Below are 12421 nucleotides of genomic sequence, written 5' to 3' on the forward strand. Positions count from 1 at the left end.
CGGGCGCTATGGGTGCAATTGCCGTGGGCGTGTGTGGATGGACGGATCCGGCGCTGGTACGCAGTGGCTGGTACCCGGCGGGGAGCCGGGGCGCGGAGGGGCGGCTGCGGTACTACGCCGGGCGGTTTCCTGTGGTGGAGACCGACGCGACGTACTACGCGCTGCCCAGCGCCCGGAACAGCGAACTGTGGGCGGCCCGCACGCCGCCCGGCTTCCGCTTCGACGTGAAGGCGTTCTCGCTCCTCACCGGCCACCCCACCCGGGCCGCGGCGCTCCCTGCCGAGCTGCGCCCGGCATTCGCACGCGGTCCCCGAAATCCGCGCGACGCAGACCCGGGGCTGCTCGACGAGGTGTGGACGCGGTTCACCGGAGCACTCGAACCCCTGCGGAGCGCCGACCGGCTCGGCACGCTGCTGTTCCAGTTCCCGCCGTGGTACGCGCCCGGCGCGCGGGCCGAGGAGTTCCTCGAACAGTGCGCGAAACGTACGGACGGCTGGCCCGTCGCCGTCGAGTTCCGGCACCCCGGCTGGTGGCGGCCGGAGGCGGCCGACCGGACCGCGGCGCTGCTCTCGGGGCTGGGCATGGCGGCCGTGGCCGTGGACATGACGCAGACCTTGCCGGCCTCCGTACCGCCCGTCACCCCGGTGACCGCACCCGGCACGGCGGTGGTCCGCTTCCACGGCCGGAGCGACGCATGGGGAACGGGCAGCAAGGAGGACAAGTACCGGCACACCTACTCGACGCCCGAACTCGCCGAATGGCTACCGCGCATCCGGTCCATGGCCGACCGGGCCGACACCGTCCACGTCCTCTTCAACAACTGCTGCGGGGATGCGGCGATACGGGCGGCGGAGACGATGCAGGAACTCCTGCCCGAGGCGGTGCGCTGAGGATCTGGCGGGTGGGGCCGTGGTCCGAGAGGCGTCCGCTCTCGATGACCGCGGTGTGGGTGGCCGCCGCTGCGGTGTCGCGGTCGTGGGTGATCAGGATCAGGGACAGGTCGGGGCGGGTGTGGAGGAGGTCGGTGAGGAGGGTGAGGAGGGCGCGGCGGGTCACGGTGTCCAGGCCGGAGGTGATCTCGTCGCAGATCAGGACGCGGGGGCGGGCCAGGAGGGCGCGGGCCAGGGCCGCGCGCTGGAGTTCGCCGCCGGAGAGCTGCTGGGGACGGCGGCGTACGAGGTCGGCGGGGAGGCCGAGATCGGCCAGGGTGTCCTCGGCCTCGGTCCGGGCCGCGGCGGCGGGGACGTGCCGCAGCCGGACGGCCGTACGGGCCACCTGGTCCAGGACCGGGCGGTGTTCGTCGAAGGCGGCGCGGGCGTCCTGGAAGACGTACTGGACCGCCGCGAGCTCCGCGCGGGTGCGGGAGCGCAGGCTGCGCGGGAGCGGGGTGCCGTCGAGCAGGATCTCGCCGTCGTGGGTGCGGTGGAGGCCGGCCAGGCAGCGGCCGAGGGTCGTCTTGCCGCTCCCGGACCGGCCGACGACGGCCAGGCACTCGCCCGGGCGGAGGGTGAGGTCGGGGACGTGCAGGACGGGGGTGCGGTGGTGGCGGGCGGTCAGGTCGCGGACGTGGAGGAGGGGGACGGTGTCGGAGGTGGCGGGGGGCTCGGCCTCACGGCCGGAGTGGGTGGCTGGGGCGGAGGGAGGACGTACGGCGGAGGGGGGTTCCGCGGCCGACAACAGTTCGCGTGTCCATTCGTGTTGGGGTGACTGCCACAGCTCGGCCGCCGGGCCCGATTCCACGACGCGGCCCGCGCGCATGACGTACAGGTTGTCGGCGAGGGCGCGTACGACGTCCAGGTCGTGGCTGAGGAGGAGGACGGCGATGCCCTGGCGGGCCAGGCCGGCGAGTTGTTCGACGATGCGGCGCTTGGTCAGGTCGTCCTGGCCGGTGGTCGGCTCGTCGGCGATCACCGCACGGGCGCCGGTCAGCAGGGCCTGGGCGAGGACGAAGCGCTGCTGCTGACCGCCGGAGAGCTGGTGCGGGTAGCGGCGCAACAGTGCTTCGGCGTCGGGCAGTTGGGCCTCGGCGCAGGCGCGCAGGACGCGTTCGGTGACGGCCGTGCGGCGGTCGCGGCGGGGCAGGTCGCGTACCTGGGCGCGGGCGATGTCGCGGAGGAGGGCGTCGACGCGGCGGGCGGGGTTGAGGGCGGCGGCCGGGTGCTGGGGGACGTAACCGATGAGGCCGTCCGGTACGCGGACGTCGCCGGTGACGCGGGCGCCGGGCGGGTACTCGCCCAGCAGCGCCAGCCCCGTGGTCGTCTTGCCGCTGCCGGACGCGCCGACGAGCGCGGTGATCCGCCCGGGGTAGAGCCCCAGGGACACCCCGTCGACGATTGCGCGATCGGGTCCCGTTGCGGAGTCGAGCACGACTCGCAGGTCCTCGATCTCGGCGACCGGGTCGCCGGTGGGCAGCAGGGAGGGGGAGGTGTGCGTGGCCCCGTTCACGGGCGGGTCTCCTTCCGTACCGGCGATGGCTCTCGGAGCGGTGTCCGGCGTCGCCCCGGTCCCGTCAGTGCCGCGTCGAAGAGCAGGTTCGCGCCCATGGTCAGCGCGACGATCAGTACCGCGGGCAGGACGACGGCCCACGGCTGGACGAAGAGGCCCGTGCGGTTGCGGTCGACCATCACCGCCCAGTCGGCGGCGTCCGGGGCCACGCCGACACCCAGGAAGGCGGCGGTGGCGACGAGGTACAGGACGCCGGTCAGCCGGGTGCCGGCGTCGGCGGCGAGGGTGCGCAGGGCCGAGCGGCCGACGTAGCCCACGGCCATCCGCCACCACGTCTCGCCCTGCATCCGCAGCGCTTCGACGGCGGAGCGGGCGGCCGCCTCGGCCGCGGTGGCGCGGATGATGCGGGCCGCGTCCGGGATGTTGACCAGGGCGACGAGGAGCGCGAGGCCCGTCGTACCCGGCGAGAACACCGCCGCGGCGAGGAGGATCAGGAGCAGGGACGGGACCGCGAGGAGGACGTCCAGCGGGCGCATCAGGAGCTCTTCGAGCCAGCCGCGGTGGGTGAGCGCGCTGATCAGGCCGAGCGGAAGGGACACCGCGTAGGCCAGTGCGGTGGCGGCGAGCGCGGTCAGGACGACCGTACGGCCGCCGAGCAGCACCTGCCGCCAGACGTCCCGGCCGACGAAGTCGGTGCCGGCCCAGTGCCCGCCCCCGAGGGTGAAGGAGGCGGCGCGGGGGCCGGGCTCGCCCGCGAGCAGCGGGCCGAGGAGCGCGATCAGGAGCGGTACGGCGGTGATCAGGAGGGCGAGCGCGAAGCGGCCCGGCCTGCGGCGGGCCGTGCTCGTACGGGGCGTCACGCGGCCACCGCCGCTCGGGGTGTGAACCGGCGCGCCACCAGGTCCGCGCCGAGGTTCAGGACGACAGCGGTGAGCCCGAAGACCACCGCCAGGCCCTGGATGACGGGGATGTCCCGCTCGGCGACGGCGTTCATCAGGACCGTGCCGAGGCCGGGGATCACGAACAGCGCCTCGACGACGATGACGCCGCACAGCAGCCAGTCGATCGTGCGCGCCAACTGCTGCGCCGCGGGCGCGAGGGCGTTGGGGAGGGCGTGCGTGTACCGGACGCGCGCGCCCGCGATGCCGTACCGGCGGGCCTGCGCGACGTACGGCGACGCCAGCGCGTCGATCATCCCGGCCCGGACCAGGCGGGCCAGCGAGCACACCGGCCGGGCGAGCAGGACGAGGACCGGGAGGACGAGCGCGGCGGGGTGCGCGAGCAGGTCGGTGCCGTAGCCCACGGCGGTCGGCGGCAGCCAGCCCAGGCGGAGCGCGAAGACCGTGACGAGGAGGACGCCGAGGGCGAATTCCGGTACGGCGTAGACGCCCAGGGTCGCGGAGCTGATGAGGCGGTCGGCGAGCCGGCCCTCGCGGCGCGCGGCGAGCACGCCGAGGCCGACGGAGACCGGTATCAGGAGCGCCACCGTCAGGGCCGCGAGCAGCACGGTCGGGCCGAAACCGCCCGCGAGGTAGGTGGCGACCGGGCGGCCGGAGGTCAGGGAGGTACCGAGGTCGCCGTGGAGGAGGCCGGCCGCCCACGCGGCGAGGCGTTCGTGCGCCGGCCGGTCCAGGTGGAGGGCCTCGCGGATGGCCGCGATGCGGGCCGGGTCGGGCTGGTCGCCCGCGAGAGCCACGGCCGCGTCCCCGGGCAGCGCCTCGGTCAGGGCGAAGACCAGCAGGACGACGGCCACGGTCTGGCCGGCCCCGAGCAGCAGCCTGCGGGCCACCCAGGCCCGCAGGCCGGTGCTGTGCGCGGTACCGGTACCGCGCACAGCGCCCGTACCGCGCACCGCTTCGGTGCCGCTCACGCCAGCCACACCTTGTCGAACCGCGCCCAGTCCAGGGTGTTGGCGGGTGCGTCGCGCGCGACGCCGCGGACATTGCGCGCCGTGCCGAGGATCCAGTCGGCGAAGCCCCAGACCAGGAAGCCGCCCTCGGCGTACAGCCGGCGCTGCATCCGCTCGTAGACGGCCGCCCGGTCCTTCTTGTCCTTGGTCGACTGGGCCTGCTGGTAGAGCGCGTCGAAGTCCTTGTGGTGCCACTGGGTGGCGTTGGTGGTGGAGTCGGTGAGCAGGCGCTGGGAGATGTGCGACTCGATGGGCATGGCGCCGGAGCGGTAACTGGCCAGCGTCCCGGAGTCCAGAGTGTCGGTCCAGAATGTGTCCTTGCTGCCCACCTTGACCTTCACGTGCACGCCGGCCTTGGCTGCCTGGTCGCGGAAGATGGAGGCGGCCTCGGTGAAGCCGGCGGCGACGGGAGAGGTGTCCAGGGTGACCTTCAGACCGTCGGCGCCCGCCTTTTTCAGCAGGTGGCGGGCCTTGTCCAGGTCCTGGGTGCGCTGCGGCAGGCCGTCGGCGTAGTACTCGTATCCCTTGCCGAAGAGGTCGTTGCCGATCTCGCCGGCGCCGGACAGCGCGCCCTTGACCAGCTCCTCGCGGTCGGCGATCAGGAAGAACGCCTCGCGCACCCGCTTGTCGTCGAACGGCGCCCGGTCGGTCTTCATCGCGAACGCCTGCATGGCGCTGTTGCGCAGCCGGACGATCTCCACCTGCCCCTTGCCCTCATGCGCGCGGGCGGTGGTCGGGTTCAGCTCGTGGGCGTACTCGACCTGGCCGCCGAGGAGGGCGTTGACGCGGGCCGACTCCTCGTTGGCGATCACGAACTCCAGCCGCTCCAGGTGCGGCGCGCCGTCCCAGTACTCGTCGTACCGCTCGACGACGGCGGAACGGCCGGGCGTGAAGGAGACGAAGCGGAACGGGCCGCTGCCGACCGGCTTGTCGTCGAAGTGGCGGGCGCCCTCGGGAACGATGTACGCGCCGAACGCGGCCAGCACATTGGGGAATTCGGCGGTGGGGCGCTTCAGGACGAATTCGACCGTGCGGTCGTCGACGGCCCGGCTCGCCTTGAGGTCGATGGGCTCCAGGGACGCCTTGGCGCGGAACGCCTCCTTCGGGTCGGCGATGCGGCGGTAGCTGTAGAGGACGTCGGCGGCGGTCACCGGCTTGCCGTCGTGGAAGGTGGCCTTGCGCAGCTTCACCCGCCAGCGGTCCAGGCCGTCATTGGGCTCCCAGGAAGCGGCGAGGCGCGGCTGCGCGGAGAGGTCGGCGCCCTGGTCGGCGAGCTTGTCGAAGAGGGCCTTGGCGCGGGCCGCGTCGGCGAAGAGGTTGGTGCGGTGCGGGTCGAGGGTCTCGCTCGCGCCACCGCCGGCGAACGCGGCGCGCAGCGTGCCGCCGCGCCGCGGTCTGCTCCCCCCGCCCGCGGCGTCACCGGTGGTACCGGGGCCACCGCAGCCGGCGAGGGCGAGCGCGCCGAGCCCGGCCACGCCGCCGGCGGCTGCGAGGAATCCCCGGCGGCGCAGGCCGGGGAAGCGGGAGTCGTCGAGAGGGGCATGGGGCATGGCGGTGTCCTCCGGATACGAGTGGGTCGTCAAGCGGTGGGCGGAGTCGGCCGGTTGAGGTCAGGTGGGCGGCGTCAGGCGGGCGACGAGGTGCAGGCGGTCGCCGTCCAGGCGCGCGCCCGGCGCGTCCCCCTCCTGCCAGGCGGGCTCGGTGCGCGGCCCCGGACCGTCGTACAGGGCCAGCACCTCGAAGCCGTGCGCGGCGAGCACGTACCGCAGCTCCTGCGGGAGCAGCAGCCGCCACGCGGAGCGCTGCTCGACCGGCGCGGAGCCGTCGTCGGCGGTCCAGACGCGGGTGCGGCGCAGCAACTGCGCCGCACGGTCGACGTGCAGGGTCGTGGTGGATGCGTAAGCCACGCCCTGCCAGTCGAAGCTGCGCACCACGGGGGCATCCAGCAGCTCGGTACGGCCCAGGAAGAACGCGCCGTTGCGCATCTCGGCGACGAGCAGCCCGCCCGGCACCAGGCTTCGCCGGCAGGAGGCGAGGAAACCGTCGAGGTCGTCGTTGGTGTGGCAGTACAGCAGCGCGCTGTCCAGGCAGACGACGGCGTCGAAGGAGTGCTCGGGAAAGCGGAAGCCGCGCAGGTCGGCGCGTACGTACGCAGGTCCGGGGTGATGGGTGCGGGCGTACGTCAGCATCGCCTCGGAGAGGTCGGCGCCGACGACGGAGCGGCCGGTGTCGTGCAGGTAAGCCGCGTCGCGCCCGGTCCCGCAGCCGATGTCCAGGACGCGCGGACCTGAGCCGTACCGGCGCAGGCAGTCCGCGGCCCAGCGCCCGGCCAGCCGGTCGGTGTCGGGGAACCGGGCCTCGTACAGCTCCGGGTTGTCGGTCAGCAGGTTTCCGCTGCTCACGGCGGGTCCCTTCGGTCTCGTCACGCGGCCACCGCCATCGGTTCGGCGGGCGCCCGGTCCGGCAGTGCGCGCAGCCGGTGCAGCCAGCCCACTCCCGCGGCGGACAGCAGCCCGAACGCCAGGCAGCAGGCCCACGGCAGCCGGCCGGCGCCGTCCTGCCCGGCGTCCATGGCCCAGCCGACGACGGTGTTGCCGACGGCGGCGGCGATGCCGGAGACGACGTAGAACAGGCCGAAGTAGGTACCGGTCAGCTCGGCGCGGCCGAAGTCGGGGATCAGCTCCATCACGAACGGCTGGGCGATCATCACGCCGAGGTAGAGCAGCAGGGCCCCGGCCAGTACAGGCAGGGCGCGCAGCGCGGCGGCGCCCAGGCTGCCGGGCGGCCCGGTCAGCCCCGCGACGGCCATCGGCGGGACGAACGCCAGGCCCATCAGGCCGAGTCCGGCGGTGATCCACCGGGAGCGGCTGCCGCGGTTCTTCAGGGCGCGAGTCACCCGCAGCTGGAGGGTGAGGTTGGTGACGGTGCCGACGAGGAAGACGATGCCGGCCGCGCCGTCCCAGCCGGTGGCCCGCCGGGCGCCGTCCGGCAGCAGCAGGTAGAGCTGGTTCTCCATGGTGAACATGCCGACCATGGCGAGCGAGAAGGCCAGGAAGACGCGGTTGCCGACGACCTCGCGCCAGTCGCCGAGGACGGAGTTCCTGGTGGGGACGGCGGTACGGGCGGGCAGCACGGCGGCCTGGGCCGCGGTCAGTACGGCGAAGATCGCGGCGGCGGTGAGCGCGGAGGCCCGGAAGTCGACCAGCAGCAGGGCGCTGCCGAGCAGCGGGCCGACCAGCGCGCCGGTGGTCGCGAAGACGTTGAACAGCGCGAACGCCTCGGCCTTGCGGTCGCCCGCCTCCTGCGCGAGGTAGGCGCGCACGGCCGGGTTGAACAGCGCGCCGGCCAGTCCGCTGAGGACCGAGGCGGCGAGCAGGACGGCCAGGCCGTCGCCGAGCGCGAAGAGCGCGAAGCCGACGGTGCGCAGGGCGCAGCCCGCGATGATGACGCCGCGCGCGCCGAGCCGGTCGGCGGCCGAGCCGCCGATGAGGAACAGGCCCTGCTGGCTGAGGTTGCGGACGCCGAGCACGATGCCGACGACCGCGGCCGACATGCCCAGGTCCTCCCCCAGGTGGACGGCGAGGTACGGGATGAGCAGGTAGAAGCCGGTGTTGACACCGAGCTGGTTGACCAGCAGCAGGCGGACGGCGAGCGGGAAGCCGCGTATCTCGTGCCAGGTCTTCTTCATCGCGGCACTTCCTGGACGAGGCCGGCCGGTGCGGCCGTGCCGTCGGGCAGGTCGGTGTGGCGGACCGGCCGCACGCCGAGGCCCGGCTGCCGTCCGGCCCGTACGGTGCCGTCGGTGCCGCCGATGCCGGTCCACGGGTCGTGCGCGAGCAGCAGATGGCCGTCGAGGTCGGCCCAGCGGGCGCGGTCGGCGAGGTGGACGGCGGGGGCAAGGCCGAGCGAGCTGGCGGTCAGGCAGCCGAGCATCAGCTCGGTGCCGCTGCCCGCGAGCAGGGCGGCGATGCGCAGCGCCGCGTGCACGCCGCCGCACTTGGCGAGCTTGACGTTGATGCCGTGCACCCGGCCGACGAGCCGCCGGGCGTCCTCGAAGCCGACCGCGTCCTCGTCGGCGATGACGGGCAGCGGCGAGCGTTCGGCGAGCCGGGCCAGCGCCTCGGGGCGGCCGGGCGCGATGGGCTGTTCGACGGCCTCGACACCGAGGTCGGCGTACCGGGGCAGCAGGGCCGCGGCCTGTGCGGTGGTCCAGGCGCCGTTGGGGTCCAGCAGCAGCCGGGCGTACGGCGCCGCCTCACGTACCGCGAGGACGCGTTCCAGGTCGTCCTCGGGGTCGGGCGAGCCGGCCTTGACCTTGATGACGGAGAAGCCGTGCCGGGTCAGCCGGCCGGCCTCCTCCCCGGCGGCGCGGCGCGAGCCGATACCGATGGTGCGCGCGGTCGCGGCCCGCGGCGCCTCCTGGGCCCCGAGGAGCCGGTGCACGGGGGTGTCGGCGCGCTTGCCGACGAGGTCGAGCAGGGCCGACTCGACGGCGGCGGTCACGGCGGGCGGGGTGGCCGGCCCGGGCAGCGCGCCTTCGCGCACGGCGTCGAGCGCCGCCTCCGGCCCGCTGAAACGGGCGAGTTCGAGCGCGGTCTCGCTGAGCAGCCGCCCGATGGTGTCGGCGTCGAGGTTGTAGTACGTACTGGCCACGGCCTCGCCGTAACCGCGCTGTCCTTGGTGCTCGATGGCGAGCCAGACGGCGTCGCGGGCCGCCATGGTCGAGCGGGAGATGCGCAGCGGCTCGGTGAGCCGGAGCCGTACGGTGCGCTGGCTGAGCTTCACGGGGTCCCTTCCGGGGGTGTGGGGGCGAGCGGGTCGGCGACCGTCCGGCAGCGCGTCCAGCCGGTGGCCTCCGCGGCCCGGGGGTGCGGGATCTCGACGGGGCGGGTGGCGGCGGTGGCCAGGTCCAGCCCGTGCGCGGTGGCGAAGTCGTCGTCGTAGACGGTGCCGAGGTAGCGCTGCGGCCCGTCGGGGAAGACGGTGGCGACGACGGCGCCCGGGTGGATACGGGCCGCCCAGGCGGCGACCAGCGCGACCGCGCCGGTGCTCCAGCCGCCGCTGACGAAGTTGCCTGCGGCCAGCCGGCGGCAGGCGTCGGCGGACTCGGCCGGGCCGACCCAGTGCACCTCGTCGAACGCGTCGTAGGCGACGTTGCGCGGGTGGATGCTGCTGCCGAGGCCGCGCATCAGGCGGGGCCTGGCGGGCTGCCCGAAGATCGTGGAGCCGGTGGCGTCCACGCCGATCAGCCGCAGGCCCGGCCAGTGCCGGCGCAGCGGGCCGACGATGCCCGCGCTGTGCCCGCCGGTGCCGACGCTGCACACCAGGACGTCGAGATGGTCCAGGTCGGCGGCGATCTCGGCGGCGAGCGAGGCGTAACCGGCGATGTTGTCGGGGTTGTTGTACTGGTCGGGCCAGTAGGCGTCCGGGAGTTCGGCGCGCAGGGCGCGCAGCCGGGCCAGCCGCGCGGCCTGCCAGCCGCCCTCGGCCGGCGGGCGGTCCACCAGCTCCAGCCGGACGCCGTACGTGCGCAGCAACTGCCGCATGGACGGCTCCAGTTCGGTGTCGCCGACCAGCACGACGGGGTGGCCGAGGGCCTGGCCCGCGAAGGCCAGGCCGACGCCGAGGGTGCCGGAGGTGGACTCCACCACCGGTGCGCCGGGCCGGAGTTCGCCGCGCTCCTTCGCGCCCAGCAGCATCGACACCGCGGCCCGCGCCTTCATGCCGCCCGCGCCGAGCCCTTCGAGCTTGGCCCAGAAGCCGGGGTGCGGGCAGGGCAGCCCGGCGGTGATCCGGGCGAGCGGGGTGCGGCCGAGCAGGGCGAGGAGCTGCGGATTGGCGGTGGCGGGCAGGACGGCCGTGGTCATGCGGCGGCTCCGGAGAGGGCGGACACGGCCCCGGCGGCGCGGTACCGGTGGATGATCCCCGGCCCGCCGTCCAGCCAGAAGAACGGGTAGGGCTCGGCGCACACCGCGCTCACCCCGGCCCCGAGGAATCGCGGCAGCACCGCGCTGCCGGTCTGCGCGAACATCACCAGCGGTGTGCCCTGCGCGGCCGCGTACGCGCGCAGCGTCTCGAAGGTGCCGTTGCCCAGCGTCATGCCGGAGGCGAGCACCGCGTCGCAGCGGTCCAGCTCGGCGAGCGCGTCGGTGACGACCGGCTCGCCCCACTCCGTCGTACCGCCCTTGAGGTCGCACGGCACGTACGCCAGATCGCGCTCGCGCAGCGCCTCCAGCAGCGAGTTGACGACGCCGACGACGAGCACCCGCGCGCCGGGCGGCGCGTCGATCAGCTCCACGACGGCGCGCGCCCGGGCGCGGGACTTCTCCAGCGAGCTGCCGGCGGGCAGCGGGAAGGACCGGGAGCCGCTCGCCGTCCCGTGCGGCGCGACGTCCATCAGGTACGCGTCCAGCGCCGCCACCCGCACCGGCAGCAGTTCGTGCGCCAGCAGAGTGGCGATGTCGGCGCCGACGCACGCCTCGACGGCCTCATCGGTCAGCGCGCCGGGCTCGACCGCGCAGGAGCCGACCGCCGCGCCCAGCCGCAGGCTGAGTACTTCGTTGCGGTAGCCGCCGGCGCGCCCGGCATGGCGGACGGCCTGCCGGGTGCTGAAGGCCGTGGAGATCCGCCGCTCGGCGGGATCGGGTCCGTACGCGCCGGCCAGGACGCCGGCCACCAGGTCGTCGTAGGAGGTGACGGCGGTACAGGGGCCGTCGGCGGCCGGGCTCATCGGCCCACCACCCGCGGGCGCAGTCCGGACAGCAGCTCCTCGACGCGGGCCCGGGCGCCCGGCCCGTCCGGGTCGCCGGCCATGACATGGCCCAGGTACTCGTTGTTGCTGCCCGCCGCCTTCACGGTCTTCCCCGGCTCGGCGAGCTGGAGCTCCAGTACGCCGTCCGCCTCGCGCACGGCGTCGCCGCCGTCGATGTCCGCGAGCACGCCGGCCTCCCGCGGCACGAGGAAGCCGATCGCGGCGCTGGCCAGTCCGGTGTCGCGGACGGTCAGATCGGGCCGGTGGCCGAGTGCGACGTCCACGCAGGCGGCGGCCACGTCGATGCCGGTGACATGGCGGATCAGCTCGGTGATGCGGTTGCCGGCGGGGCGCGGGTTGACCTCGACGACGCGCGGCCCGTCGGGTGTCAGCTTGATCTCGGTGTGCCCGACGACGCCGTCCAGACCGAGCGCCTTGAGAGCCTGTACGGCGGTGTCGGCAGCGGCCGCCGCGTCGGCGGCGGAGAGCGCGGCGGGGAACATGTGCCCGGTCTCGATGAAGGCCGGCGCCCCGCCCACGCTCTTGTCCGTCACCCCGACGACCCGCGTGGCACCGCCGTGCGTCACGGTCTCCACGCTGACCTCGGGCCCGTGCAGCAGCTCTTCGAGGAGGACGACGGGGGCCCGGCGCTGGCCGCGCGCGTTGACGGGGAAGTCCTCGATGGCGCGGTAGGCGCGCTGCAGCTCCGCCTCGTCCGCGACCTTGCGTACGAACATCCCGGCGCACAGGTCCACCGGCTTGAGCACCAGCGGGTAGCCGATCTCCGCGGCGGCCGCGGCCGCTTCGGACCGGTCGGCGCAGACCGCGAACCGCGGCTGCGGCAGCCCGGCGTCCGCGAGCACGCGGCGGGTGGCGTCCTTGCGGCAGGCGTTCTCGACCGCTTCGGGCGCCGGCCCGGGGAGGCCGAGGTGGCCGGCGATCCGGGCGACGGTCGGCAGGTAGTAGTCGCAGGACGTGATCACGCCGTCGAAGCCGAGCGCGGCATGCAGCCGCTCGGCGTACGGCAGCAGCGTGTCCAGGTCGTTGGTGTCGGCGCTCAGCACGTTGCGGGCGCCGAGCAGCGGGTGCGCCGTGCCCTCGGGCGCGCTGCGCAGGTAGTGGTGCAGGTCGCGGGTGAGGAACGTGAACTCGTGCCCGCCCTCGCGGATCGCGCGTGGCAGCAGCCTGCTCATCGCTCCGACCCAGCTCTCGACCATCAGCAGATGAGCCACGATTCCCCTTCGCCAGCGGTGAGTTGCGGTCGTCGGCCCGGCCGGAATCGCGTCCCGAGGGAGTCGTCCGGCTTGACCGAGCCA

11 protein-coding genes are annotated in these 12421 nt (G+C 74.6%); 1 reads left to right on the forward strand and 10 read right to left on the reverse strand.

Annotation, left to right across the window (positions count from 1 at the left end):
- Positions 1-8: 8 nt before the first annotated feature.
- A complete protein-coding gene (locus IG84_RS0100090) occupies positions 9-890 on the forward strand; it encodes a DUF72 domain-containing protein (protein WP_031049526.1) in 882 nt (293 codons plus the stop codon).
- Here the strand turns inward: IG84_RS0100090 and IG84_RS42535 are convergent.
- From IG84_RS42535 to IG84_RS0100140, 10 genes are read right to left on the reverse strand one after another with little or no spacing between them, the layout of a single operon-like run.
- The gene (locus IG84_RS42535) at positions 814-2445 is read right to left on the reverse strand and encodes an ABC transporter ATP-binding protein (protein ID WP_063761721.1); all 1632 of its coding nucleotides are present in this window, start codon (positions 2443-2445) and stop codon (positions 814-816) included. The two genes, IG84_RS0100090 and IG84_RS42535, sit on opposite strands and share 77 nt — an antisense overlap.
- Entirely contained in the window at positions 2442-3305 is an 864-nt protein-coding gene (locus IG84_RS0100100) for an ABC transporter permease subunit (RefSeq protein ID WP_031049534.1), read from the reverse strand. Before IG84_RS0100100 ends, IG84_RS42535 begins: the two co-directional genes overlap by 4 nt.
- The gene (locus IG84_RS0100105; RefSeq protein WP_031049538.1) at positions 3302-4279 is read right to left on the reverse strand and encodes an ABC transporter permease; all 978 of its coding nucleotides are present in this window, start codon (positions 4277-4279) and stop codon (positions 3302-3304) included. The genes IG84_RS0100100 and IG84_RS0100105 overlap by 4 nt, the downstream gene beginning before the upstream one ends.
- Positions 4280-4311: 32 nt before the next feature.
- Positions 4312-5904, reverse strand: a complete 1593-nt coding sequence (locus tag IG84_RS0100110; protein WP_031049543.1) for an ABC transporter substrate-binding protein — start codon at positions 5902-5904, stop codon at positions 4312-4314.
- Between the two features lie 60 nt (positions 5905-5964).
- On the reverse strand, positions 5965-6756 hold the full coding sequence (locus IG84_RS0100115; RefSeq protein WP_031049549.1) for a class I SAM-dependent DNA methyltransferase: 792 nt from the start codon (positions 6754-6756) through the stop codon (positions 5965-5967).
- 20 nt (positions 6757-6776) lie between these two features.
- Positions 6777-8042: an MFS transporter gene (locus tag IG84_RS0100120; RefSeq protein WP_031049553.1), complete on the reverse strand. Its 1266-nt coding sequence runs from the start codon at positions 8040-8042 to the stop codon at positions 6777-6779.
- Positions 8039-9139, reverse strand: coding sequence for a dipeptide epimerase (locus tag IG84_RS0100125; RefSeq protein ID WP_031049555.1), 1101 nt, complete (start codon positions 9137-9139; stop codon positions 8039-8041). Before IG84_RS0100125 ends, IG84_RS0100120 begins: the two co-directional genes overlap by 4 nt.
- Complete coding sequence (locus tag IG84_RS0100130) at positions 9136-10221, reverse strand: PLP-dependent cysteine synthase family protein (RefSeq protein WP_031049557.1); 1086 nt, start codon at positions 10219-10221, stop codon at positions 9136-9138. The genes IG84_RS0100125 and IG84_RS0100130 overlap by 4 nt, the downstream gene beginning before the upstream one ends.
- Positions 10218-11084, reverse strand: a complete 867-nt coding sequence (locus IG84_RS0100135) for a Rossmann-like domain-containing protein (RefSeq protein WP_037798905.1) — start codon at positions 11082-11084, stop codon at positions 10218-10220. Before IG84_RS0100135 ends, IG84_RS0100130 begins: the two co-directional genes overlap by 4 nt.
- On the reverse strand, positions 11081-12337 hold the full coding sequence (locus tag IG84_RS0100140; protein ID WP_031049561.1) for an ATP-grasp domain-containing protein: 1257 nt from the start codon (positions 12335-12337) through the stop codon (positions 11081-11083). Before IG84_RS0100140 ends, IG84_RS0100135 begins: the two co-directional genes overlap by 4 nt.
- Between the last annotated feature and the right edge of the window lie 84 nt (positions 12338-12421).

Origin of the sequence: Streptomyces ochraceiscleroticus (assembly GCF_000720485.1) — a bacterium.
GTDB classification, from domain to species: domain Bacteria; phylum Actinomycetota; class Actinomycetes; order Streptomycetales; family Streptomycetaceae; genus Streptomyces; species Streptomyces ochraceiscleroticus.

What these genes read in the sequence shown, in the direction of transcription:
- IG84_RS0100090 (WP_031049526.1), top strand. Translation starts at nt 9, where the DNA reads ATGGGTGCAATTGCCGTGGGCGTGTGTGGATGGACGGATCCGGCGCTG.
- IG84_RS0100110 (WP_031049543.1), bottom strand. Translation starts at nt 5,904, where the DNA reads ATGCCCCATGCCCCTCTCGACGACTCCCGCTTCCCCGGCCTGCGCCGC.
- IG84_RS0100120 (WP_031049553.1), bottom strand. Translation starts at nt 8,042, where the DNA reads ATGAAGAAGACCTGGCACGAGATACGCGGCTTCCCGCTCGCCGTCCGC.
- IG84_RS0100130 (WP_031049557.1), bottom strand. Translation starts at nt 10,221, where the DNA reads ATGACCACGGCCGTCCTGCCCGCCACCGCCAATCCGCAGCTCCTCGCC.
- IG84_RS0100135 (WP_037798905.1), bottom strand. Translation starts at nt 11,084, where the DNA reads ATGAGCCCGGCCGCCGACGGCCCCTGTACCGCCGTCACCTCCTACGAC.